20 protein-coding genes are annotated in these 24,181 nt (G+C 69.5%); 9 read left to right on the top strand and 11 right to left on the bottom strand.

What is annotated here, in order from left to right:
* The first annotated feature begins 113 nt into the window (after nt 1-113).
* Nucleotides 114-1,040 (top strand): phosphotransferase family protein, encoded by a 927-nt coding sequence (locus ACYVDG_RS10470; protein ID WP_460748886.1) that lies wholly within the window; start codon nt 114-116, stop codon nt 1,038-1,040.
* A gap of 80 nt (nt 1,041-1,120) precedes the next feature.
* Nucleotides 1,121-1,840 (top strand): class I SAM-dependent methyltransferase, encoded by a 720-nt coding sequence (locus ACYVDG_RS10465; RefSeq protein WP_460748929.1) that lies wholly within the window; start codon nt 1,121-1,123, stop codon nt 1,838-1,840.
* 4 nt (nt 1,841-1,844) lie between these two features.
* Here the strand turns inward: ACYVDG_RS10465 and ACYVDG_RS10460 are convergent, their stop codons facing one another.
* Both ACYVDG_RS10460 and ACYVDG_RS10455 read right to left on the bottom strand, forming a co-directional pair.
* A complete protein-coding gene (locus ACYVDG_RS10460; RefSeq protein ID WP_460748882.1) occupies nt 1,845-2,123 on the bottom strand; it encodes a hypothetical protein in 279 nt (92 codons plus the stop codon).
* Between the two features lie 63 nt (nt 2,124-2,186).
* Nucleotides 2,187-3,401, bottom strand: coding sequence for an acyl-CoA dehydrogenase family protein (locus tag ACYVDG_RS10455; RefSeq protein WP_460748880.1), 1,215 nt, complete (start codon nt 3,399-3,401; stop codon nt 2,187-2,189).
* A gap of 233 nt (nt 3,402-3,634) precedes the next feature.
* Here ACYVDG_RS10455 and ACYVDG_RS10450 point away from each other — a divergent pair, with 233 nt between their 5' ends.
* Both ACYVDG_RS10450 and ACYVDG_RS10445 read left to right on the top strand, forming a co-directional pair.
* Complete coding sequence (locus ACYVDG_RS10450; protein WP_460748877.1) at nt 3,635-4,777, top strand: acyl-CoA dehydrogenase family protein; 1,143 nt, start codon at nt 3,635-3,637, stop codon at nt 4,775-4,777.
* Between the two features lie 150 nt (nt 4,778-4,927).
* Entirely contained in the window at nt 4,928-6,757 is a 1,830-nt protein-coding gene (locus ACYVDG_RS10445; protein WP_460748874.1) for an AMP-dependent synthetase/ligase, read from the top strand.
* Between the two features lie 17 nt (nt 6,758-6,774).
* Here the strand turns inward: ACYVDG_RS10445 and ACYVDG_RS10440 are convergent, their stop codons facing one another.
* The gene (locus ACYVDG_RS10440) at nt 6,775-7,623 is read right to left on the bottom strand and encodes an LLM class F420-dependent oxidoreductase (RefSeq protein ID WP_460748871.1); all 849 of its coding nucleotides are present in this window, start codon (nt 7,621-7,623) and stop codon (nt 6,775-6,777) included.
* 243 nt (nt 7,624-7,866) lie between these two features.
* Here ACYVDG_RS10440 and ACYVDG_RS10435 point away from each other — a divergent pair, with 243 nt between their 5' ends.
* Nucleotides 7,867-8,682 (top strand): winged helix-turn-helix domain-containing protein, encoded by an 816-nt coding sequence (locus ACYVDG_RS10435; RefSeq protein WP_460748869.1) that lies wholly within the window; start codon nt 7,867-7,869, stop codon nt 8,680-8,682.
* A gap of 295 nt (nt 8,683-8,977) precedes the next feature.
* Complete coding sequence (locus ACYVDG_RS10430; RefSeq protein WP_460748866.1) at nt 8,978-10,051, top strand: LacI family DNA-binding transcriptional regulator; 1,074 nt, start codon at nt 8,978-8,980, stop codon at nt 10,049-10,051.
* Nucleotides 10,052-10,092: 41 nt separating this feature from the next.
* Here the strand turns inward: ACYVDG_RS10430 and ACYVDG_RS10425 are convergent, their stop codons facing one another.
* Nucleotides 10,093-11,154: a serine hydrolase domain-containing protein gene (locus ACYVDG_RS10425; RefSeq protein ID WP_460748864.1), complete on the bottom strand. Its 1,062-nt coding sequence runs from the start codon at nt 11,152-11,154 to the stop codon at nt 10,093-10,095.
* Nucleotides 11,155-11,321: 167 nt separating this feature from the next.
* Between ACYVDG_RS10425 and ACYVDG_RS10420 the strand changes: the two genes are divergently transcribed.
* Nucleotides 11,322-12,029 carry a helix-turn-helix domain-containing protein gene (locus ACYVDG_RS10420; protein WP_460748861.1) on the top strand — a complete coding sequence of 236 codons (708 nt, stop codon included), beginning with the start codon at nt 11,322-11,324 and terminating at the stop codon, nt 12,027-12,029.
* Nucleotides 12,030-12,812: 783 nt separating this feature from the next.
* A complete protein-coding gene (locus tag ACYVDG_RS10415) occupies nt 12,813-14,261 on the top strand; it encodes an HNH endonuclease signature motif containing protein (protein ID WP_460748859.1) in 1,449 nt (482 codons plus the stop codon).
* A 564-nt stretch (nt 14,262-14,825) separates the two neighbouring features.
* Here the strand turns inward: ACYVDG_RS10415 and ACYVDG_RS10410 are convergent.
* Nucleotides 14,826-15,752, bottom strand: a complete 927-nt coding sequence (locus ACYVDG_RS10410; protein WP_460748857.1) for a LysR family transcriptional regulator ArgP — start codon at nt 15,750-15,752, stop codon at nt 14,826-14,828.
* Between the two features lie 94 nt (nt 15,753-15,846).
* On the opposite strand from ACYVDG_RS10410, the gene ACYVDG_RS10405 reads away from it, so the two are divergent.
* Nucleotides 15,847-16,569 carry a LysE/ArgO family amino acid transporter gene (locus tag ACYVDG_RS10405; protein WP_460748855.1) on the top strand — a complete coding sequence of 241 codons (723 nt, stop codon included), beginning with the start codon at nt 15,847-15,849 and terminating at the stop codon, nt 16,567-16,569.
* 80 nt (nt 16,570-16,649) lie between these two features.
* Here the strand turns inward: ACYVDG_RS10405 and ACYVDG_RS10400 are convergent, their stop codons facing one another.
* From ACYVDG_RS10400 to ACYVDG_RS10375, 6 genes are all read right to left on the bottom strand, one after another.
* Nucleotides 16,650-18,332 carry a thiamine pyrophosphate-binding protein gene (locus ACYVDG_RS10400; protein WP_460748853.1) on the bottom strand — a complete coding sequence of 561 codons (1,683 nt, stop codon included), beginning with the start codon at nt 18,330-18,332 and terminating at the stop codon, nt 16,650-16,652.
* Nucleotides 18,325-19,110 (bottom strand): cyclase family protein, encoded by a 786-nt coding sequence (locus ACYVDG_RS10395; protein WP_460748850.1) that lies wholly within the window; start codon nt 19,108-19,110, stop codon nt 18,325-18,327. Before ACYVDG_RS10395 ends, ACYVDG_RS10400 begins: the two co-directional genes overlap by 8 nt.
* Before the next feature lie 158 nt (nt 19,111-19,268).
* Nucleotides 19,269-20,912 carry a glycoside hydrolase family 43 protein gene (locus ACYVDG_RS10390; RefSeq protein WP_460748847.1) on the bottom strand — a complete coding sequence of 548 codons (1,644 nt, stop codon included), beginning with the start codon at nt 20,910-20,912 and terminating at the stop codon, nt 19,269-19,271.
* 146 nt (nt 20,913-21,058) lie between these two features.
* On the bottom strand, nt 21,059-21,991 hold the full coding sequence (locus ACYVDG_RS10385) for a carbohydrate ABC transporter permease (protein ID WP_460748845.1): 933 nt from the start codon (nt 21,989-21,991) through the stop codon (nt 21,059-21,061).
* A gap of 1 nt (nt 21,992) precedes the next feature.
* Complete coding sequence (locus ACYVDG_RS10380) at nt 21,993-22,880, bottom strand: carbohydrate ABC transporter permease (RefSeq protein WP_460748843.1); 888 nt, start codon at nt 22,878-22,880, stop codon at nt 21,993-21,995.
* Nucleotides 22,877-24,169, bottom strand: coding sequence for an ABC transporter substrate-binding protein (locus ACYVDG_RS10375; protein WP_460748841.1), 1,293 nt, complete (start codon nt 24,167-24,169; stop codon nt 22,877-22,879). Before ACYVDG_RS10375 ends, ACYVDG_RS10380 begins: the two co-directional genes overlap by 4 nt.
* Nucleotides 24,170-24,181 lie beyond the last annotated feature (12 nt).

Below are 24,181 nucleotides of genomic sequence, written 5' to 3'. Positions count from 1 at the left end.
GCGTGTGAGGCATTACACAACGGCGGGTCGAGAGGGTCAACGACGACATAAGGGGTCGCTTAATGGACCAGTGAGCACGGGGGGTGGCGTGGTCCGGACCCTAAGCTGTCGGCATGCTCGACCGGCCCCTGTTCGACAGCGCCCGCGCCTACGCCGAGCGCCTTGGCGACACGGATTTCTGGCTTCCGTACGCGCAGGAGGCGCTGTCCCGGAGTGGACTGAGCGACCCGTACCTGGCCAGCGGGTTCGAGGGCACCTATCCGACCCTCGTCGGTCGGCGCTGGGCCGTGAAGCTCTTCGGTCACTTCGGTGACTGGCGTCGGTCGGTGGAAGCGGAATCCGCCGCTCACCTGGCCCTCCAAGAGGGAGGTGTGGACCTTGCACCGGGTGTCGTGGCCAGCGGTGACCTGTTTCCCGGCGAGCGCGAGCCCTGGCCGTTCCTGATCTCCGAGCGGCTCAGCGGGCAGGCGTGGCGCGACGCCGACCTGCCCCGCGATGTGCGCCATACCGTCGCGGCCGAACTGGGCACACGGATCCGGGACGTGCACCGGTGCCGTGTCCCGGAAGGCCTCCGGGTGCGGGACGACTGGCTCGTCGGGAGCGGGGCCGGCGCCGCCGAACGCCACCGGGAATGGGGGACGCTGCCACCGCACCTGGTCGGGGAGGTCCCCGGCTATCTAGCCGGCTACCGCCCGGCGCCGGTGTGCCTCGTGCACGGCGACCTCACCGAGGATCACGTCTTCGTCGATCGAGACAGCCTGACGGGGGTCATCGACTGGGGCGACGCGATGGTCACGGACCCGTTCTACGAACTCGCTCCGCTGCACATGAGCACCTTCGGCGCCGATCCTGAGCTGTTGCGGAGCTTCCTCGACGGGTACGGATGGCGCATCGACGCGTGGTTGCGCACGCACGCCATGCAGGTGGTGCTGATGCACGAGTTCGACCTGTTCGCCGAGGCGGACGTGCCCTTCGCCCGGTACCGGTCGCTCGAAGCGCTCGCGGAGGAGATCTGGCCGTGCCCCGAGTCGGGCGCCTGACCGGCACGGCCCCCAGCCGGGCGCCTGACCGGGGCGAAAATCCGTTGCGGGACGGCGGCGGCGCGGAGACACTGCGCGGTATGTACTCGGACGACGACGCCGCTGCCCTCTACGACGTGCTCAACTCCTGGGCGCCCTCCGACGACTACTACCTGGCCCACGTCATGGCCGCTGAGGCGGTGCTGGATGTGGGGTGCGGGACCGGGATGCTGCTTCACCGGGCGAGGCGGGAGGGGCACACGGGGAGGCTGTGCGGGATCGACCCCGATGCCGCCGCGCTGCGGCGGGCGCGCGCCCGGACGGACGTGGAGTGGGTCGAGGGCAGGGCCGTGGACATCGCCGGGAAGGGCGAATTCGACCTGGCCCTCATGGCGAGCAACGCCTTCCAGGTGTTCCTGACCGACGCGGAGCTCCGGGACTCCCTCGCCGCGATCCGTGCCGCTCTGCGGGTCGGCGGGCGGTTCGTGTTCGGTACGCGAAACCCGGCCGCCCGCGGCTGGGAGCGCTGGACCCCGGAGAACGCCGCCGAGGTCGTGGACCACGCAGGACGGGAGCTGCGCTGCGAACACCGGGTGGAGTCGGTGGCGGAGGGGGTGGTCGCCTTCACCGAGACCACCGCCACCCGTGACGGTGAGCCGCTCAGGGTGGACCGCGCCGTCCTGCGTTTTCTGGACGCGCCGGGTATGGACCAGTTCCTGGCCGGAGCCGGCTTCGAGGTGGCCGAACGCTATGGGGACTGGCACCGGGGGCCGCTGACCGACGCGAGCCGCGAGATCGTTACCGTCGCCCGCGCCGTCTGAACGCCTAACGTTCCGGTTCGGGGCCGGCCTCCGGGTCCCCCTCCTCAACTGCCGTCTCCGGGGAGGCGTCCGCGGTCCTGTCGGGGGTCGCTTGATCGGGCTCCTCCGGCCCCCAGCCGGTCGGGTACTTCCTGCCGTCGGGTTCCTCTTCCCAGTACTCGGGTGAACGGACGGCGTCCTCCGCCTGGCGCTGGACGATCCTGAAGACGCCCAGCACCAGGAAGATGATCACGATGGGTATGGCGACGGCGAGCAGCGGGCCGACGGTGGGCAGTTCGAACACCGGCCTCACCTCCTTGTTCCGCGCCTACCCGCTCACCTGGGGGTTCACCCGTGCTCGGCCGGGTCAGCGGATGGGCAGGCCGGTGATGCTGCGGCCGATGATGAGCTTCTGGATCTCGCTGGCGCCCTCGAAGATCGTGTAGATGGTGGCGTCGCGGTGCCAGCGCTCCACGGGGTACTCGCGGGTGTAGCCGTTGCCGCCCAGGATGCGCAGGGCGTTCTGGGTGACGAAGGTGGCGGTCTCCGAGGCGTAGAGCTTGCTCATCGACCCCTCGGCGTTGGCGAACTCCTTGTCGTTGCGGGCCATCCAGGCGGCGCGCCACACCAGCAGGCGGGCGGCGTCGATGCGGGTGGCCATGTCGGCCAGCTGGAAGGCCACGCCCTGGTTGTCGCCGATCGGCTTGCCGAACTGCTCGCGCTGGACGGAGTAGTCGCGGGCGTACTCGTAGGCGGCGCGGGCGGTGCCCACCGCCATCGCGCCCACGGTGGGCCGGGTGGCCTCGAAGGTCTTCATGGCGGCCTGGCCCTTGGAGCGCTTGCCCTCGCGGGCGCGGGCGATCCGGGCGTCGAACTTCTCCTTGCCGCCGAGGAGGCAGGAGCCGGGGACGCGGACGTCGTCCAGGACGACCTCGGCGGTGTGCGAGGCGCGGATGCCGTGCTTGCTGAACTTCTGGCCCTGGGAGAGGCCGGGGGTGTTCGGCGGGACGATGAAGGAGGCCTGTCCGCGGGAGCCGAGGTCGGGGTGCACGCTGGCCACCACCACGTGGACGTCGGCGATGCCGCCGTTGGTGGCCCAGGTCTTGACGCCGTTGAGCACCCACTCGTCCTTGGCCTGGTCGTAGACGGCGCGGGTCTTGATCGCGGACACGTCGGAGCCGGCGTTGGGCTCGGAAGCGCAGAACGCGGCCAGCTTGATGTCACCGGGGGTGCCGAACATCTGCGGCGCCCACTCGCCGACCTGCTCGGGGGTGCCGGTCGCGCTCAGCGAGGCGGCGGCCAGGCCGGTGCCCATGATGGACAGGGCGATGCCCGGGTCGCCCCAGAAGAGCTCCTCGAGGGCGACCGGGATGCCGATCCCCGACTCCTCGAACGACTGGGTGGCGAGGAAGTCCAGGGAGTAGAGCCCGATCTTGGCGGCCTCCTCGATGACCGGCCAGGGGGTCTCCTCGCGCTCGTCCCACTCGGCGGCGGCGGGGCGGATGACGTCCTTGGCGAAGCCGTGGCACCACTCCTGGACAGCCAGGAGGTCGTCGGAGAGCTGGAGGGAGAAGTCGGACATGGGGATGGCTCCTTGGGGGTCGGCCAGTGGGGTGTTACCGCCGGTTACCCGTCGGTGTTACCCATGAGTAGCATCCAGGTTTCCGAACTGTCCAGGCTGCGGGCCTCCCGTGCGGGGTGGTCGCGGCGTAGGGTCGGAAAACGTCGGGTGCCCGCCCGGGGAAAAGGGACGATGCTGCATTTATTCCCCGAATTCACCCGCAGAAAGCGCGCATTCCTCAGGGGAGGCTCTGGATGAGACGGGACGTCTACGACGCCGAACACGAAGCGTTTCGGGAGACCGTGCGGGTCTTCCTGGAACGCGAGGTCCTACCCCACCGGGAGCGCTGGGAGGAGGCCGGGGTCGTGGACCGCGGCGCCTGGCTGGCCGCGGGGCACCAAGGGCTCCTCGGCATGGCGGTCCCCGAGGAGTACGGCGGCGGGGGAGAGCCCGACTTCCGCTACAGCGCGGTCCTGGCCGAGGAGTTCGCCGAGGCCGGCTCCACCGGCCTGGCCCTGAGCCTGCACAACGACGTCGTCGGCCCCTACCTCACCGACCTGGCCACCAAGGAGCAGAAGGACCGGTGGCTGCCCGGGTTCTGCTCCGGCGAGCTCATCACCGCCGTCGCCATGACCGAACCCGGTACCGGTTCCGACCTGCAGGGCATCCGGACCCGCGCCGAGGACCAGGGTGACCACTTCCTGCTCGACGGCGCCAAGACCTTCATCTCCAACGGCCACCTCGCCGACCTGGTCATCGTGGTCGCCCGCACCGGTAGGGAGGGCGGCGCCGACGGGCTCAGCCTCCTGGCCGTCGAGCGCGGCATGCCCGGCTTCGAGCGCGGCCGCAACCTCGACAAGATCGGCCAGCACGCCCAGGACACCGCCGAACTCTTCTTCGAGGGCGTGCGCGTGCCAAGGGAGAACCTCCTCGGCGACCTGGACGGGGGTTTCGGCCACCTCATGTCCCACCTGCCCCAGGAACGCCTGGCGATCGCGGTCAGCTGCGCTCGGGGCGCCGAGCGCCTGGTGGACCTGACCACCGAGTACGTGAAGGACCGGGAGGCCTTCGGCCGACCGCTCGCCAAGCTCCAGCACGTGCGTTTCGAGATCGCGGAGATGGCCGCCGAGTGCGCGCTCGTGCGCAGCTTCGTGGACCAGTGCATCCGAGCCCACGTGCGGGGCGAACTGGACACGGCGCACGCCTCCATCGCCAAGTGGCAGGCCACCGAACTCCAGAAGCGCGTGGCCGACCGGTGCCTCCAGCTGCACGGCGGCTACGGCTACATGCGCGAGTACCCGGTGGCCCGGGCCTTCGTCGACGGCCGCGTGCAGACCATCTACGGGGGCACCACCGAGATCATGAAGGAAATCGTGGGGCGCGCGTGGCTGGCGTGACCGTTCCGAGGAATTGATCCCGGGCGTGTCGGCAAGGGTAGGAGGGTTTTTCCCGGCGAATCACAAAGCGGACTGATATTCGCAGAAAACGGAAAATGCTAGGCTCCGCTGTGTCCTAAGTCACACTGAGGAAGCTGCCCAGGAGTACACATGACCTCCGTTCCCGGCACCGCGGACGACCCCACGAACCGCACCCTTCCCGAACTCCTCCTGCACAACGCGCGCAACTACCCCGATCACCCCGCCCTCTCCTGGCGTGAACCCGGGGCCACCGACTGGACCACCCTCACCTGGGCCGAGACCCGCGACCGGGTCGCCGAGCTCGCCGAGGGCTACGCAGCCTTGGGCGTGCGGCCCGGCGACCACGTCCTGCTGATGATGGGAAACCGGCCCGAACACCTGCTCTCCGACATGGCCATGGTCCACATCGGCGCCGTGCCCACCACCGTCTACTCCACCGCCGCCCCCGAACAGATCACCTACATCTCCCGGCACTGCCGTGCGCGTCTCGCCGTCGTGGAGGACGCCGCCGTGGCCGCCCACTGGGAGAAGCTGCTGACAGAGCCCGAAACACCCCTCGACCAACTCGTCGTCGTCGACGCACCCGAACCCGAGCGCGGCCACACCCCCTACGCCGCGCTGACCGACCAGAGCCTGACCGGCGCCGCACCCACCGCAGCCTTCGACCGGTGGCACGACCTCACCCCCGACCACCTCGTCACCGTCGTCTACACCTCCGGCACCACCGGAGACCCCAAGGGCGTCGCGATCACCCACCGGCAGGTCCTCGCACAGGCCACCTCCCTCGACGCGGCCGTGGACCTGCCCGACCACCCCAGCCACGTCTGCTACCTCCCGCTGGCCCACATCGCCGAACGGCTGCTCTCCCTCTACCTGCCGCTGTTCCGCGCCTCGCACGTGTGGATGTGCGCCGACCCCACCGCCCTGGCCGGAGTCCTGCCCGAGGTCCGTCCGCCGCACTTCGTCGGGGTGCCGCGTGTCTGGGAGAAGCTCGCCACGGCCGTGCGCGCCTCGCTCGCCGCCCTGCCCGAGGAGATCGGCACCGCCGTCGACGACGCACGGGGGGTGGCCAGTGAGTACGCCGCGTACCGCGAACGCGGGGAGGAGGTCCCCGCCGAACTGGCGGAGCGCTACCAGGGCGTCCGGGCCGCCGTCCTCGAGCCGCTGCTCGCCAAGCTCGGCTTGGACCGGGTCGTCCTGCCCTCCAGCGCCTCGGCGCCCATGCCCATGGAAGTGCTGCGCTTCTGGGCCTCGCTCGGGATCGAGATCATGGACGTGTGGGGGCTCACCGAGTCCGTGGGCGTGGCCACCCTGAACAACCCCGCCGAGGGCCGGTTCCGGCTCGGATCGGTGGGACGGCCCGTCGACGGCGTCCAGATGCGGGTGGCCGAGGACGGCGAGGTGTTCCTGCGCGGCCCCTCGATGTTCCAGGGCTACCTTCAGCCGGACGGCTCGACGGACGCGGCCGTGGACGACGGCGGCTGGTTCGCCACAGGCGATGTGGGCCGGGTCGACGAGGACGGCTTCCTGTGGATCACCGACCGCAAGAAGGAGATCATCGTGACGTCGGGCGGCAAGAACGTGTCGCCCGCCCTGGTGGAGAACACCCTCAAGGAGCACCCGCTCGTCGGGCAGGCCATCGCACACGGCGACGACCGCCCCTACCTGGTGGCGCTGGTCGTCCTCGACCCCGAGATGGCCCCGGTCTGGGCGCGTTCCCAAGGGATCGACGCCGAGGGGGACGCCCTGGCCGACCACCCCGAGGTCGTGGCCGAGATCGAACGCGCGCTGACCGCGGCCAACGGCCGCCTCAACCGCGCCGAGCAGGTCAAGCGCCACCGGCTCCTCACGGGGGAGTGGGGGCCGGACACGGGTGAGCTCACCCCGTCGCTCAAACTCCGCCGCCGCGTGGTCGTGGACCGCTACGCGAAGGAACTGGAGGCCCTTTACCAGGACTGACCCGCTGGGAGGCCAAGTCAGCTGTTGAGCTCGGGGGCCAGCCGCGCGAGGCTGCCGAGCTGACCGCACTCTCCCGGGAGGGGCTGGGCCACGACGTGGTCCGCGCCCGCGTCCAGGTGCGCGCGCAGCGCGGCGGCCACGTTCGGCGGGCTGCCCTGCGCCACCACGGCGTCGATCAGCGCGTCGCTGCCGCCGTCGGCGAAGTCGGACGCGGTGAAGCCCAGCCGCTCCAGGTTGGCCCGGTAGTTGCGGATGTCCAGGTAGAACGACATCCCCTGCCGGGCCGCCCTCCGGGTCCGTTCCGCGTCTTCGCCCAGGACCAGTTTGTGCTCGGGGGCCAGTAGCGGACCGTCTCCCAGCACCCCGCGCGCCGTCCGGGTGTGGGCCGGGTTGACCAGGTACGGGTGGGCGCCCGCGGCGCGTTCGGCGCTCAGCCGGAGCACCTTCGGGCCCAGCGCCGCCAGAACCCTCCGGTTCACCGGTACGCCCTCGTCATCCAGGACGTCCAGGTACGCGCGCATCCCCGCCATAGGTCGGACCGCCCCGGCGCCGTCGACCTCGCGGTGCCCGGCCCCGACCCCCAGCAGGAACCGGCCGGGGTAGGCCGACTCCAGGCGGCGGTAGGCGTCGGCGACCTCCGCCGCGGGTGCCGTCCAGATGTTGACGATCCCGGTGGCGACCGCGAGCCGCGACGTCGCCGCGAGCGCCGTGGCCACCGGCTCCAGGTCGGCCGTGGGGGAGCCGCCGATCCACAGCGTCCCGAACCCCAGGCGTTCGATCTCCGCGGCGACGTCCTCGTTGACGTCGTGCTGCGGTAGCCACACCCCGTAGGTTCCGAGACCGACCGGTGTCGCGTCCAGACTCATGGGCCTCTCCCTTGCTTCCCCGGGGGTCCTGGCGGCCCCCTCCGCCCCAACCTAGAGCGGCCGGGAGCGCGGTGACAGGAGCGCCTCGCCCCCAGCACGGGAAACCGTGCCCCGGCTGGGAACCGCGGCCCGTGCGGGGCTGCGTTCTGCCCGGACCCCTGTCCAACCGGGGGCCACGAAGTATCCTGCGAGGGCAGCCCCAGTCCCCCCGAGGGTTCCTCCTCGTCCCCCTGGAGACGTCGCATGTGCGCGTATTTCCTTCCGTCCGAAGAGCCCGACCAGGTCGTCACGGTCCAACAGGACTACGAGAGCGACACCCCCATGGAAACGCACCACCTGGAACCGGGCCAGTCCCGGATCTTCGGCCGCGGTGGCCAGAACCGCGACGTGGACGTGCGGGTGGCCGTCGGGGACCGGGCCGTGTCCAGGCTGGCCGGGGACATCGTGTCGTACGGCGACCACTGGCGGATCAGCAACCGCAGCAAGAGCAAGTCCTACATCGTGGAGAACACCGAGCGCCTCGCCGGGTTCCTCCAGGTCCCGCCGAGCACCTACGGCATGCTGGTGCCCTTCGAGACCTCCCGTGTGCTTATCCCCGGCTCCGAAGGTGAGCACAGCTTCCTGGTGATGGCCCCCGCTGCCTGCAACGGCGTCATCATCCCCGGCATCGACCAGACGGTTCCGGGCACCGACCCGGGCGACCCCGAAAGCGAGCACACCGACGCCGCCAGCTTCCGGATCGACCGGTGGCACACCTACTACCGGGTGCTGGTCGCCTTCTGCGAGCCCCGCCTCCGCGCCGCCCGCCACGGGGCCGCAGTCTCCGGCTCCGCGGTCGACCCGACCCAGCAGCAGGTGGCCGACCGGGTGGGCCTGAAGAAGTCGGCCGTCAACGCCCACGTCGACTACCTGCTCAAGACCAAGTTCCAGATCGAACCCGAAGAGGTCCGCCAGGGGAGGGACTGGCGATCACAGCTACTCGTCGACAAGGCGCTCCAGTTCGGGGTGGTCACCAAGGACGACCTCTCCCTCCTGGCCGAAGGGAAAGGCAGTCCTTAGGCCGGGGCCTCGGGCTCGGGCGGCGCGCCGACCCGTCCACGCCGTGGCCGCTCCGGGCCGAGTCGCATGGGGTTTCTCCGCGTCGCAGACGTGCGGGACGCCTTGCCTCAAGTAGATCGAACCGCTTTTACAACGTGGGAAAACTTGGCAAGGCGGGTGACAGTACGAACCCCCGACCCCGTCCAGACTCCCAAGGGAAACGTGTTCACCTCCGGCTGATGTGGGGGTGCTGGCCTGTAGGCCGAGCTAGCTTGTCAGTACCGCTGGGCAGACGGCACTCTCGTGCTGTATAACGATGGAAAGCACGGCGGCCCTGGGCATGATCCGGCGGCCCAGGGAGGAGGAACGAGTGGTCATCAGCCTCAAGGACGTCGCACAGCGGGCGGGGGTGTCGGTCAAGACGGTGTCGAACGTCGTCAACGGCTACCGGCACGTCACCCCCGAAACCCGCCAGCGTGTCCAGCGGGTCATCGACGAGCTCGGATACCGTCCGAATCTCACCGCGCGACACCTGCGCAAGGGCCGGACCGGGATGATCGCCCTCGCCCTGCCCGAACTCGGCAACCCGTACTTCGCCGAGCTCGCCGACGCCGTCATCGAGTACGCCGGCGGCCTCGACTACATCGTCCTGCTCGACCACACCGGCGGCCGCCGGGACCAAGAGGTCCTCTTCGCCCAAGGCTTCCGCGCCCGAGTGATCGACGGGCTCATCCTCAGCCCCATCGAACTCGAGAACGAGGACCTCCTCGCCCGAGGCAGCGACGCCCCCTTGGTTTTGCTGGGGGAGCGGGAGTACGAAGCCCCCTACGACCACATCGCCATAGACAACGTCGCCGCCGCCCGCACAGCAGCCGCCCACCTCGTGGAGCTGGGCCGTGAGCGCGTCGCCTTCCTCGGCGCCCGCCACGGCCGGGCCCGCCAGACCGCCCACCTGCGCCTGCAGGGGTGGCGCGAGGTCATGACCGAGAACGGACGCCCCACCAGCGAGGAGTTCGTCGCCGTCACCGACGGCTACACCCGCGAGGACGGCGCCCAGGCCATGGCCCGCCTCCTCGACTCAGGCGTCCGCCCAGACGCGGTGTTCTGCTACAACGACCTCGTCGCCATCGGCGCCATGCGCACCCTCACCGAACGCGGCCTGCGCATCCCCGACGACGTCGCGGTCGTCGGCTTCGACGACATCGAGGACGGCCGCTACTGCGCCACCACCCTCACCACCATCGCCCCGCACAAAAGGGCCATCGCCCGGGCGGCGACCGATGCCCTCCTGGAAAGGTTGGCCGCCGGGGACGACAAGGCCGTCGAACCGAGGAGGCTGCAGCCCGGATTCGCACTGGTGACGAGGGAGAGCACCGTGGGCAGGCCCTGACACGGTGGCGTCGCACGGTGGCAGTGACGACGGGCGACCGTCTACCTGCCGAACTCGGTTTCCGCGAGCCGGGTGAAGATGCCGGGCAGATCGCCCCAGTCGCTGTTGAAGTTGGCCGCCAGGCGGTGGCGGCCGTCCATGGTGCCCAGCGTGAGGGTCCACGAACCGGCGATCGCGCCGCCGTTGCCCCATACGCTGACGCCGCTGGGCAGGGTTTCGAAGTAGACGCCGAGGCCGTAGCGGGTGTTGGGGAGCCAGCCGGAGCCCTCGGTGGAGGTCGTCGTCAGCAGTTCCCGTTGCAGTTCGGGCGGGAGGAGCCGACCGCCGAACAGTAGACCGAAGAAGCGATTGAGGTCGCTGAGCGATGAGATCATGCCACCGGCGGTCCATGACTTGGACGGGTGCAGCTCGGTGCCGTCGTAGACAGGGCTGTCCGGTTCAGTGAGCAGAGCGGTCGTGTAGTGGCGCGCGTGCGGCTTGCGAACAGTGACCTCGTCACCCGGCAGATACGTGTCCTTCAGGTTGTGTGGCCGGGCGATGCGCTGCTGGAGCTCCTCGTCGAACGGCCGTCCGGTGATCCGTTCGATGATCATCCCGGCGAGGACGTATCCGGTGTTGTTGTACCGCCAGAGCGTTCCCGGTGCGAACTCGGGCGGATGGGACACGGCGGCTCTGACGAGGTCCTCGGGCGGGTAGTGGTCGTAGCGGTGCTTCAGGAACGCCGGGCCGGTTTCGTCGGCCAGCAGTTCGGGGTCCAGCGTGTAGTTGAACAGGCCGTTGGTATGGGCGAGCAGTTGCCGGACAGTGATCGCACCGCCGTCGTTGCCTTTGCCCCGGATCAGGCCGGGGAGCCATTTCTCCGGCACATCGTCCAGGCTCAGCCGTCCCTCCGCGGCGAGTTGCAGCGCAACGGTGGCGACGAATGTCTTGGTGGCGCTGCCGATTCGGAAATGCTCCTCGCGGAGGCGAGGTTTCCCGGTCTCGGTACTGGCTACTCCCGCGGCGCCGAACCACGTGTCTCCGTCGCCGGTACGGACTTCGGCGATGATGCCCAGAACGCCTTCTTCGGCGACGATGCGTTCGAGTTTGCGCTGAAGCGTCATGCCGACCCCCTGGGGCGGATTCGATGGTTGGGAACGATCGAAGCCTAGGAGTGCATTACCGGTTCCATCAAAGGTCAATTTCCTCCGGTGGGCTACTATTCTGCACGTCAATCAGGTGGAATCGTTGCATCTGCTGGAGTCTTATTGCAACGATGAGGAGCGCCGCAATGCCCGGTACACGACTCACCAGCCGAGACCGTCGAGTCATCGCCTTGGGACTGGCCGACGGGCTCGGCTACGCCGAGATCGCCCGCAGACTGGCCCGGCCGACTTCCACCATCAGCCGCGAAATCACCCGCAACGGGGGTCCCGCCGGCTACGACCCCGGTCTGGCCCACCAAGCCACGAAACGGCGCTTGCGCCAACGCAAACCCGCCACGGAAGCCGGATCGGGTTGGCGCCGCCACGGTATGGAAACCGTACGCGCTTTCGAGCGGCAGCTGGCCACGACCCTCGTCGGCACCGGACTGCCGCGTATGCCCGCGATGGTGCTCGCGGCCCTGCACACGACCGATGACGGATCCGGGACCGCGGCGGGGCTCCGGCAGCACCTGCGGGTCAGCTCGGCGTCCGTCTCCAAGGCCGTCGGGTTCCTCGAGGGTCAGGGGATGATCCGGCGCGAACGCCTCCCCCGGCGCCGTGCCGAACGCTTTGTCGTTGACCCCGATGCTTGGTTCCAGGCCATGCTGGCCAGTGCCCAGCGAAACTACCGGCTCGCCGACACCGCTCGCCAAGGAGCCGGTCTCCTCGGCCTCACGACACCGGCCGGTGCCCGTCTCCACGCGCTGAGCCGATTCCACCAACAGCTCACCAACGACATCACAGACCGAGCCCGCCGCTGGAAACACGTACTCACCGAACCACTGCCGCGGTGACCGTCGGGCAGGGCTGGACGGCGGACGCGCTCCGGCATGACACCCACATCGCCGTCCTCGCACTCGTGACAAGGGAAAGCGCCATGGGAAATTCCTCACCCGATCTGATTCAACTCCCCAGGGCTGCAACGGTATTGGGTCCGCTGATTTCGGTCATGGTGTCCTTGTTGTGATGGGTTTATTCTTGGCGTGGGGTGCTCTTCCGGGCTGGGTCTCCCGCCTTGGGTCGGAGGTTCCCTTCCGGTGTGGGGTGTCCTCCTTTCCCGCCGCCCGATTGTGGCCGTCTCCGCTACGCGCGTCAAGGTCGTCGCCATCGAGCGCTTCGCGCATCAAAGGCGCTCCACCTTGACACGCTTCGCTACGACGGCGGGTTGGCGGCTGTTGGGAAAGGTGGACGGGTGGTTGAGGTCCGAGCGGAAATACTCGGGCTTCGCCCGATAACTGCGTCGGCCTGGCGGCCGATGCCTGCCCCTGCGCCGGAGCGTTGACGGGTCGGGTGTCGCGGCCGGTCAATGCGGGAGGCGAACCCCTCCGTTCGGGCCATTCCCCGATGATCTTGCCCCTGTCTCCACCCTCGGCCGTCGAGAGTGGAGACAGAGGCAAGATCATCACCATTCGGGCGCGCATATGTCCGCTTTGCCCAGGAATGCGCACGGGGGGCCGAGGCCCTTTTCTGGAAGGCTTCTCCTTGGGGAACAGAAAGGCGGATCGGGGTGGCCGGGTAAGGGTTTTATCACCCCCAGGATAGGTCCTTTCTGCGCCCTTCTTGATATCCTTAGTGGTATGACTTCTTCTTTCGGGCAGTGCGGGAACACGGCGGGCAATACGCCCGCCGTGGCCGCCATGGGTGCTGCCCGGGGAAAGATCGCTTCGGAGATGGGCGAGGTGCCTCCGGCGGGTGCGGCCGGTCAGGTGCTGGATGTGATCTCGCAGGTGTTCGAGGACATGGAGCAGGCCCAGCTTTCGATGCTGCTGCGCCTGGCCCAGCTGGAGGCGGCCGGGACCCTGTTGGAGGCGGGTGGGCAGAGGTCGGTGCAGAACTGGCTGATCCACTCGGTGGGGATGGTCCCCGTTGAGGCCAACGGGCGCGCCGAGCTGGCCCGCCGGCTGTTCGCCCTGGAGCTTCCCGCCACCCGCCAGGGCTTGGACTCTGGGTTGTTGTCGATCGGGGAGGCGGTGGCGGTGTGCCGGGCCGCTGAGCGGGCGGTGGGGGCGCGCAACACCGGCCGCCACCCCAACGCCGGGGAGTTTCGGCGGATGATGGAGGCCGGGATCGTGGCCGCTAAGGCTAAGGAGCCGGCGATGTCGACTTCCCACATCGCTCGGCTGGGCCGGGAGCTGTTGGCCCAGTACAACCCGGCTGTGGTGGAAGAGCAGTACCAGGCCGCCTTCGACGCCCGTGGTGCGCGCCTGGTGCGCACCTTTGATGCGACTTTCCAGTTCGAGCTCTGGGGTCCGAGTGAGCACGCCGAGGAGATCCAGCGTGAGCTCAAGGCCCACGAGGTGGACTATGACCCCGAGAGGCTGCACGTGTCGGCTTCGGAGCGGATGTATGACGCGTTCATGAACCTGGTCCGCTCCGCCTCCCACCCCACCGACCCCACCAACCCCGGCGAGGGCGCAGAGAACAGCGAGGGCGCAGAGGGCGCAGAGGGCTCCGACGGTCAGGACAGCAAGGGCAAGGGCGGCACGGGTCGCAAGCGTGCTGCGGTGGCGATGATCAACATCATGGTGCCCCTGCCCACCTTCCTGGGCCTCCAGGGCGAGGACGGGGGTGCGGGTCCGGCGGTGACGCAGGACGGGCAGGTGGTCTCCATGGCCGCGATCCGTGCCCTGGCCCCCAACAGTGTGCTGCGTCGGATGATCACCTCCCCCAAGGGGGAGACGGTGTTGGACGTGGGCCGTACCCAGCGCAACGCCACGGGCGCTCTGCGGGACGCGGGGATGTTCGGTCACACCACCTGCGCCTGGTACCAGGGCTGCAACACCCCGGCCAGCGGTTCCGAGGCCGACCACAAGAGGAGCTTCTCGGCCGGCGGGTCCACGAGCGCGGACAATATCCAGCCACTGTGCTCAGACCACAACCGGTTGAAGTACCGGCGGGAGACCAACCCGGACCAGCCCGTCTGGCAGGGCCGCCCCTCCCACCGCAACCGGGGAAGTACCAACAAGGGGGAGGACTCGGACGCCGACCCCGACCCAACCCCTACTCCCACACCTGAGAAGCGGTAACCACCCGCCAAGGCCCTACCGGCCCACGCCCCCACACCCTGATGCCCTGGCGCCCTCCCGAGGGGTTCGCCGCACACCATGACCAGCCGCGACACCCTCAACCGGTGTGCTCCGGCGCAGGGGCCCACCCGGCCGCAGGCCGCGCTGTTCGGGGTCCGCAGCCCAGAATGACCGGCCGCGACACCCGACCCGTCAAAGCTCCGGCGGCGTGGCAGGCATCGGCCGCCAGGCCGACTGGGGTTGCCCGGCCGAAGGCCGGGACCGCTCGGACCTCAACCACCCGTCCCCCTTTCCCGATAGCCGCCAAACCGCCGTCGCAGCGGAGCGGGTCAAGGTGGAGCGCCAATGACGCGCGAAGCGCTCGATGGCGACGACCTTGAGGCGCGTAGCGGAGACGGCCACAATCGGGCGGCGGGAAAGGAGGGAACCCCAGCCCGGAAGGGAACCTCACCCCAGCGCAGACACCCCCACCCCAGAGCAGGCACACTCACTCCAGAGCAGACACCCTCACACCTCATCCGTTCGGACCTCAACCACCCGGGCGGCCCCAACCAATGGGCCGTGTCAGAGCGGGTACAGGTGGTGTGCGGCCCCGGCCTTCACACACCGGGTGACCTCATCCAACAGAGGTGACTTGAGTTTCCAACGTTGCCAGTACAACCGCACCTCCACCGGGTGCTCTGGTGCCAGGGACACCAGTTTTCCGGTCTCCAGGTCCTCGGCGCACTGGTGTTCCGGAACGGCTCCCCACCCGAAGCCCAGCAACACCGTTCGGGCGAAGTCCTCGGACGCGGGGATGTAGTGGCGCGGACCCCGGGAGTCGCTTCCGGTCAGGTCTCGCAGGAAGCGGTCCTGCAGATCATCCTTGCGGTCGAAGTTCACCACCGGCGCTTCGACGAGGTGTTCCGGATCGACGGGGCGTTCCGGATCGACGGGGCGCCCCACAACACCCGTGCCATGCCGCTCGGCGAACGCGGGGCTGCACACCGCTTGGTAGCGCATGACCCCCAGTCCTTCAACGGCACACCCCTGCACGGCCTCCGGGGTCGACGTCACCGCTGCCATCACCGCCCCCGAGCGCAGGAGGCTCGTGGTGTGCTCCTCATCCTCCCGATGGATCTCGAAGACGGCACCCAGCTCCGGCGGTAGCTCAGCGATCGCTTCCAGAAACCACGTGGACAGGCTGTCGGCGTTCACTGCCAGGGGCACCAACGCACGTCCGTTCTCGTGGTCGGCGGTCCTGAGTTCGGCGAGCACGTCCTGATCCAGCACCAGGACCTGGCGTGCGTAGCGCAGCACAGCGTCACCGGCCTCCGTCGGCACGACCGGGTTGGTGCGCTGGACCAGCACTTTCCCCGCGGTCTGCTCCATCGTCCGCACCCGCTGCGACACCGCCGACGATGTCACGTGCAGTCGCCGTGCGGCCGCCTCGAACGTGCCTTCGTCGACGAGCGCGGTCAGAGTGCGCAGATGATCGAACTGGAAGGGCATCCCCAACCTCCTGACGTGCGATCCTAAGCTTTCCTTAGGGGTTCTGAGAAAGTTTAGCTTTACTGCATACCCAGGCTGGGAGAGGCTGCCTCCCGTGAACGAATCCCTTCTCCCCGCACTCATGGGCCTGGGCACCGGCCTGGCGCTCATCGTGGCCATCGGCGCCCAGAACGCTTACCTGCTCCGGCTCGGGATCGACGGCAAGCCGACCGCGGTCCTGTCGGTGGTACTGGTCTGCGCGGTCTCCGACGCCCTGCTCATCACCGCCGGGGTCGTGGGTATCGGCAGCCTGGTCGAGGCCCTCCCCACGGCCATGGTGGTCATCCGGCTCCTCGGTGCGGGTTTCCTCGTCGTGTACGGCCTGTTCGCCGCCTACCGGACACTCCGGCCGGGTAAGGCCGACACCCTGGTGCCAGCGAACGCCCCGACGAAGGCGGACGACACCCCGAACCCAGCCCCGGAGAGCGCTCCCGTCACCCGAACGGACACACCCACCCTTGCGGTGCCAGCGACCCCGGCCCGCACCGGCACCAAGGCCGCGATCGCCACAGCCCTCGCCCTGACCTGGCTCAACCCGCACGTCTACCTGGACACCGTCCTCTTCCTGGGGTCGGTCGCCAACCAGCAGGTCGGCGACGCCCGCTGGTGGTGGGCGGGCGGCGCCGTGGCCGGGAGCTTCCTGTGGTTCTTCTCCCTCGGGTACGGGGCCCGCCTGCTCCGTCCGGTCTTCGCCCGGCCGGGCGCCTGGCGGGTACTCGACGGGATCATCGCGGCGGTGATGCTCACCCTGGGCGTCAACCTCGCCCTCGGGGCCTGACTCTCGGGACCCGACCCTCAGTACCCGACTCTCGGGACCCGACTCTCAGTACCCGACCCCCGGAATCTGAACCGAACCCGTCAATGGGTCGCGAAGGCCTCCGCCAACCACCAGGAACCCCCGTCCGAGACGATCTTGGCGTCCACCACCAGCGGCCCCGACCGTTCCCCGGCCAGCCAGTCGGTCACCCCGTCCAAGTCCTCGACACCCCGCACCGTGATCCCCGCAGCCCCGTACCCTCGGGCGATCGCGGCGAAATCGGTGTCGGGGAAGACCACCGTGCCCAAGTCCGGGTTGCGCTCCGGTTCCGGGTCCCCAGGGGCGAAGTGGTGCACCTCGGCACCGTAGGCGGCATCGTTGTACACGACCACCACCAGCGGGATCCCGAGCCGCACGGCGGTCTCCAACTCGGACACCGACATCAGGAACCCGCCGTCCCCGGTACCCAGTACTGGCAGCCGGTCCGGGCGCGCGGTGGCCGCCCCGATCGCGGTGCCCAGCCCCAGACCGATGGACTGGAAGGCCTGCGTGAAGCAGAACCCGAACTCGTCCGGGACCGACAGGTGCGTGGACGGGTAGCCCATGAAGTTGCCCGAGTCCACGGAAACGATCCGTTCGCCGGGCAGGATCCGGTCCAGCTCCACCGTGAGCAGCCGCGGGTTGATCCGCCCGGCGGTGGAGTTGTCGTCGATCGGGACGTCCTGCCAACGGCCCTCGCCCGCCAGACGGTCGGCGATCTCGGGCGTCCTCAGCTTGGCGGCGGGCTCGGGCTGGATCTCCCGTAGGGCGGCCAGGGCGTCGCGGGCGGTCGCGGCCGTGTCCCCGAGCACCCCGAGGTCGATCGGCCGGTGGGCGCCCAACGCGGAGTCCTCCAGGTCGACCTGCGCCACCCGGGTTCCCGGGGAGATGAGCTTGCCGTGGCGCATGGTCCACATGTTGAGCGCGCACCCCCAACCGATCACCAGGTCGGCGCCGGTGATGAGCTCGGCGGTCAGCGGGCAGGAGAAGCCGCCGGAGATCCCCAGCGAGAACCCTTCTCCCTCGAACAGTCCCGCCGCGACCGCCGACGTCGCCACCAGCGCTCCCGCGTGCTCGGCCAGAGCGGCGATCTGCGGGCCCGCACCCCGCGCACCCCGGCCAGCCACGAACACCGGCCGGTCGGCCGCGCGGACGAGCTCCACCAAAGACGCCACCGCCTCCCCGGCGGGACGCACGGGAGCGGGCCGCACGACCGGGGCGACCGTCTCAGGCGCGTCCTCGGGTGCGTTCTGGGCCTGCACGTCCAAGGGCAGGTTGACGACCACCGTGCGCCGTTCGTTGCTGGCGGTGCGGAAGGCCCGCACGATGTCGGCGACCGCCGAGGCCGCCGAGTGCACCCGTTCCGGCACCGCGCCCACGGACCGGACCAAGGAGTCCTGGTCGACGGCGAAGTTGGAGCGCACCGCGGCCGGTGCGGTGTCGGCGGCCAGGACCAACAGCGGGGTACGGCTCTTCGCGGCCTCACCGATCCCGGTGATCGCGTTGGTCAGCCCGCACCCCTGGTGGACGCTGACCAGGCCGACCCGGTCCGACATGCGCGCGTAGGCGTCGGCCATGACGGCGGCCCCGCCCTCGTGCCTGGCGCTCGTGAAAGGCACACCGTGCCGACGGAGTGCGTTCGTGACGTGGAAGTTCCCGCTGCCCACCACCCCGAACGCGTGACCGGCCCCCAGCTGAGCCAGGACCCGTCCGACCAGGTCGGCGACGGTCGCGCCGCTATCCACGCCGGTCCACGAAGGCGATGACCCGGGCGGGACTGCCGGTGCCGTGGACGATGGGCAGGGGACTGACCACGACGACCGCGCCGGTCGGCGGCAGGTGGGCGAGGTTGCGCAGTGAGGTAACGCCGTAGCGGTCGTTGCCGAGCAGGTGGTGGTGCACGGGGAACGGCGGGTCCAGGTTGATGGCGTTGCCCGCGTCGATACCGACGGTCTCCACCCCGAAACCGGAGATCGGGCTGTGCTCGGCGAGCCAGCGGGCGCACTCGGCGGAGACCCCGGGGGTGTGTGAACCGGCCTCGTCCGTGTTGAGGAACAGTTCCCGGTCGTGGCCGTACTGGTCCCAACCGGTGCGCAACAGCAGCCAGGATCCGTTTTCCAACGGTCCGTTCTCGGCCTCCCAGGCGCGGATGTGGTCGACCTCCAACAGGAAGTCGGGGTCCTTGGCCGCCTCGGCGCTGAGGTCCATGACAGCGGCGGTCCCGACGAGTCGGCTCATCGGGATCTGGGACACGTCCAGGCCGTTGCGCCCGGTCTTCCAGTGGATGGGTGCGTCCAAGTGGGTGCCGACGTGCTCACCGGTGTGGATGTTGTGGTGCCGCCAGAACGGCCCGGGCTCGTCGTAGGCGCTGACCTGTTCGAGGCTGAAGTCGATGAGGTTCGCGAAGGGCTCGGGCAACTGCAGTGTGGGCGTGTCGGGGCTCAGTCGCGTGGTGAGGTCGAGGATCTCGACGTCGCCGCTGGCGAAGCCACCGAGGAGCTGGGCGAGGACCGGGGAGTTCATGGAGGATCTCCGGAAAGCGCTTGGTTGTCGGCCGGGCTGGCCAGAACCCTACTCCGACCCGCCCGAATCGGACAGGGAGGCCGGCCCCGAACGGGCCGCACGACGAATATCCGGTGGAGCCCCCGCCGCCGGAGGGCTCCCCACCCCCGCTCTCGCCCTCAACCACCGAGCCCGCGGTAGGTGGCGTGGTCGAAGTCGGCGTGGCCGCCTGTGCCGGTCAGGTCGTGTACCCACAGGCCCAGGAAAGCCCCGGTGAAACCCCAGAGAGTGGTCGTCTCGCCGTCGGGGGAGCGCTCTTCGGCGTAGTCGTCGGACAGGATGCTGGCGTCCAGCGCCCCGCCCGCGTCGACACCCATGTCGATCCACTCGCGGCCGTTCTCGGAGAGCGCGAACCGCAGCTCCGCCCGGTCGATCTCGGCGCGCAGGTGAAACCGCTCCCAGCCGCGCACGTCCACCCGAGGGCCCACTTCGCGGACCCGGCCGCGGTCGGAGCTGAGTACCCCGGCGAACATCCCGTCCAGCTCGTCGAATCCCACGCGCAAGTAGTGCCACTGCCGCATGTTGTAGTACGCGGTGAGCCCGGCCATGCGCTGGAAGGTGTCGGTGGAGAACTCCATCACGGTCTCCATCACGCACCGGTCGTGCTGCACCCGGCGGGCCACCAGGCTCGGCCGACGGGTCCCGGACGGTGACTGCCCGCCTTCGATACGCAGGTGCCCGGGCCGCTCCGTCAACGAGATCCACTCCTCGTCCAGGTGGCGCCGCAGCGTGCTCCACTCCGGGCGCAGGAGCGGGGAGTCGAAGTCGTCCCTGGCCGGGACCTCGGGCCAGGGGTGGGGTTCCAGCGCGGGGCCGGGGACCTCCATGTGCGGGACACCGCCCTCCACCCTGGGCCAGCCGTCCACCCAGTCCACCCGCTGGAGCGCGGTCTCCCGCCCGAGCACGCACCTGCCGCGCTCGGTGAGCGGGCGCGCTGCCAGGTGCGCCAGGAACCACTCGCCGCCCTGGGTGCTGACCAGGCTCCCGTGTCCCGCCTTCTGCAGGGGCAGCGACGGGTGCTCCCGCGAGGACAGCGTGGGACCGGCCGGGTCCACCTCGTACGGTCCGTCGATGTGCCGGGACCGGGCCACCGTCACCTGGTGGTCCCACTGCGTCCCGCCTTCGGCGGTCACCAGGTAGTACCAGCCGTTCTCGCGGTACAGGTGCGGTGCCTCGGTCACCCGCGCGGACGTGCCCTCGAAGATCACGCGCGGCTCACCGAGGAGGCGCATCCACTCCGTGTCCAGCTCTTGGAGCACGATCCCGGCGAACGCGTGGTGGCCTGGCCGCCAGTCACTCCTGTTACTCATCACCCAGCTCCGGCCGTCCCCGTCGTGGAACAGGGACGGGTCGAACCCCATGGCGTGGATCGGCGCCGGGTCGCTCCACGGGCCGTGGACGGACGGTGCGGTGGTCACGTAGTTCGGCGTGTCCCAGAACCCCTCCGCGTAGTTCTCCACGTCGGTGAAGATCAGGTGGAACACCCCGTCCTTGTACGACAGGCAGGGCGCCCACACCCCGGCACCGTCCCGGTGCCCGGTGAGGTCGAGGAGGCGGTCCTCGTCCAGGACTCCGCCTAGGGGGCGCCAGTGGACCAGGTCCCGGGAGTGGTGCAGCAGCACTCCCGGGCTCCACTCGAAGGTGGAGGTCGCCATGTAGTAGTCCTCGCCGACCCGAAGGATCGAGGGGTCGGGGTGGAAGCCGGGCAGGACCGGGTTGGTGATGGTTCCGGCTCGGACGTCGGTGGCGGGGGAGGTGGTCATCACGGCCTTTCATCGGGCGGGTGGGGCAGCCAGTGCAGGTGGGGTCAGGTGGGGGCAAGGGGGGAACCGGGGTCCGGTCAGGGGAGTCGGGAGGGGCCGGACCCCGGCGCGGCGCGGGCAGGGGGAACCTGTGCCCGCGCCGCGGGCTATTTGCCGAAACCGGCGGCCAGCCCGCTCAGCAGCTGCCTGCGGCCGAACAGGTAGAGGGCCAGGATCGGGATGGCGGACAGTACGACGGCGGCCATCAGCCCGGGAACGTCGGTCCCGTACTGGGTCTGGAACGCCCACAGCCCCAGCGGTAGGACCCTGGTCGACTCGCTCTGGGTCAGCACCAGCGGGAAGATGAAGTTGTTCCAGGCGTTGAGGCCGACGAAGATCGCCACCGTCATCACCCCGGGCCGCGACAGGGGCAGGACCAACCGGAGGAACACCTGCCAGGTGGCGGCGCCGTCCAGGGCCATGGCCTCGTACAGCTCGCCGGGAACGTCCCTCAGCGAGCTGGTGAGCACGACGATGGAGATCGGCAGCGTGAACGCCGCGGTCGGCAGGATGATCGCGGGAAGGCTGTCGTACAGGTTCATCCGCGTAATGATCAGGTAGATCGGGATGATCACCGCTTGCGCCGGCACCGCCAATCCCAGGAGGAACAGAGTGAAGCTGATCCGCACCGCCCGGCTGCGGCTGCGCACGATGGCGAAGGCCGCAGGAACCGCTACCAACAGCACGAGGGTGATCGAGCCGAGCGCCACGATCAGGCTGTTGGCCAGGAATCCGAGGAAGCCGACCTCGAAGACGTTGCGGTAGTTGTCCAGGGTCAGGGACTCGGGGATGGACAGCGGTCCCTGCGACATGTAGTCGCCCGGCGCGCGCAGACTGGTGGCCACCAGGTAGTACAGCGGCACCACCACGGCCACGAGCCACAGGGCCGCACCGATCCCCGACGCGTACGCGGGGCGCTTGCCGGGCCGGGGCCGCAGGCGGGCCGCCAGGCGTGCGAGCGGCCCCTTCTCCGGTTTCCTGGCCGAGGGCCTCCGTGCGTCGGCGCGTGGGCCGGTTCGCTGCCTTGTTCCGGCGGCCATGTCAGATCCCCTCCCTCTGGCTGGTCATGCGGGAGTAGCCGGTGGCCCGCACCACCAACAGCGACAGTCCCGTTCCCAGGACCACCAACAGCACCGCGATCGCGCTCGCGTAGCCCATCTCGAAGGCGATGAACCCCTGGTTGTACATGTGCAGCGGCAGGATCCGGGTGGCGTGGCCGGGGCCGCCCCCGGTCAGCAGCATGACCGTCTCGAAGTAGGTCATGGATCCCACGAGCATCAGCACCGACGACGCGATGATGGTGTGCCGCAGCTGTGGGACGGTGATGCGCAGGAACCGCTGGATCCCCGAAGCCCCGTCCAGCTCGGCGGCCTCGTAGAGCGAGCGCGGTACCTGCCGGGCCGCCGCCTGGTACAGCAGCATGTGGAACGGCAGGAACTGCCACAGCAGGACGAACACGATCGCGTACAGGGCCATCGTCGGGTCCCCGAGGACGTTGCCCTGGGCGAGGCCGAACCACTCGTTCAGCTGCGCGGGTATGCCGAAGTGCGGTTCGAAGAGGGCCTGCCACACCAGGGCGATCGCCGCCGTCGACAACAGCAGCGGCAGGAAGAAGATCGCGCTCACCACCGCCCGGGACCTCTGGTGGCCGGCGGCCCACACGCCGAAGGCCAGCGCGAGCGGGGTCTGGGTGGCCCAGCACAGGACGGTCAGGGTCAGGGTGATCATCAGACCGCCGCGGACCTCGCTGTCGCCGGGCAGAGCTGCCCAGTTGTCCAGGCCCACCCACTCGGGGTTGCCGAGACCGCTCCACGAGGTGAAGCTCAGGTAGACCACGACGACGACGGGGCCCAGGCCGAACAGTCCGAAGAAGAGCAGGGCCGGAGCGACCCAGAGGAACCCGGGCCGCTCCGTTGCGGAGGACTTCACCGAAGCTGCTCCATGTCCTGTGCGAACTCTTCCGGAGTGATGTCTTCGAGGAAGAGGAGCTGGAGGTTGGTCAGCATCGACTCGGCGGCCGCCGGGGGCAGTGCCTGGTCCCAGGACTGCGTGAAGGTCGGCGCGTCGGAGACCAGCTCGTGGGTGAAGGTGGCGAACTCGCCGTGCTCGCTGTCTTCGAGCTGGTCCTCGATGCCTTCGACGGGCGGCACCTGGCCGGCTCCGATCAGGTCCTCGACGTACTCGTCGGAGGCCATGGTCTCCACCAGGAAGTCGGTCGCTTCCTCGATGTGCGCGCTGGAGCTGTTGATGGAGAAGTAGTTGCTGGGGTTGCCGACGATCGCGTTGGGCTCACCCTCGCCGTCCTCCAAGACGGGGAAGGGGGCGTAACCGAGCTCGTCGTTCTCGAGGAACTCGGGGTTGCTGTCCTGGTGCTCCCCGATGTCCCAGCTGCCCATCAGGAACATCGCGGACTCGCCGGTGGCCAGGAGCGCGGAGGCGCTGCCGTTGTCGTAGTCGATGGAGGAGAAGTTGGGGCCGAAGGCGCCACGCTCGACGAGGTCCTGGCACATCTCCATGGCCTGGACGACGGCCGGGTCCTCCCAGGAGCCCTCCTCCCCGTCGACGATGGCCTGGAACACGTCCGGGCCGCCGATCCGGTCCACGAGGTAGGAGAACCACATCAGTTGGGTCCAGCCCTGGGCGCCGGGGAGGGTGATCGGGGTGACGTCCTGCTCCTGGAGGACGTCGATAGCCTCGTAGAGGTCCTCGAAGGTCTCCGGGGGCTCCAGCCCGGCCTCCTCCATGACGGGCTTGTTGTAGAACATGACGACGGGCTGGACCCCGAGCATGGGTACCCCGTAGTAGGAGTCCTCGAGCTGGGCGACCTCCAGCACGCTGGGCAGGAAGGCGTCCCGGAACTCGGGGTTGTCCTCCAAGGTCTGGGTCATGTCGTGGACCTGGCCCTGGTCGGTGTACTCGGCCAGGTTGCCGCCGCCCCAGTTGAAGAACACGTCAGGGGCGTTGGGGGAGCCGAGCGCGACTTGCAGGCGCTGCTTGTAGGCGTCGTTGACGAAGGTGACGAGTTCGGAGTCGACGACCTGTCCCTCGTTGTGGCCGTCGAGGTGCTCCTCGAGGATCTCGTTGGCTGTCGCGTCCTCCACAGCCCACAGCTCCAGGGTGTCCGAGTCTCCGGGACCGGAGGTCCCGCAGCCGGCGAGGATTAGGGAGAGGGCCAGGGAGGTACTGCCGATCACACGTATCCGGTGGGTGCGACTCATGGCGTGGACACC

It is taken from the genome of Nocardiopsis oceani, from assembly GCF_054777395.1.
The sequence above is the reverse complement of the archived record's forward strand: the minus strand, read 5'-3'. Positions and strand labels throughout refer to the sequence as shown.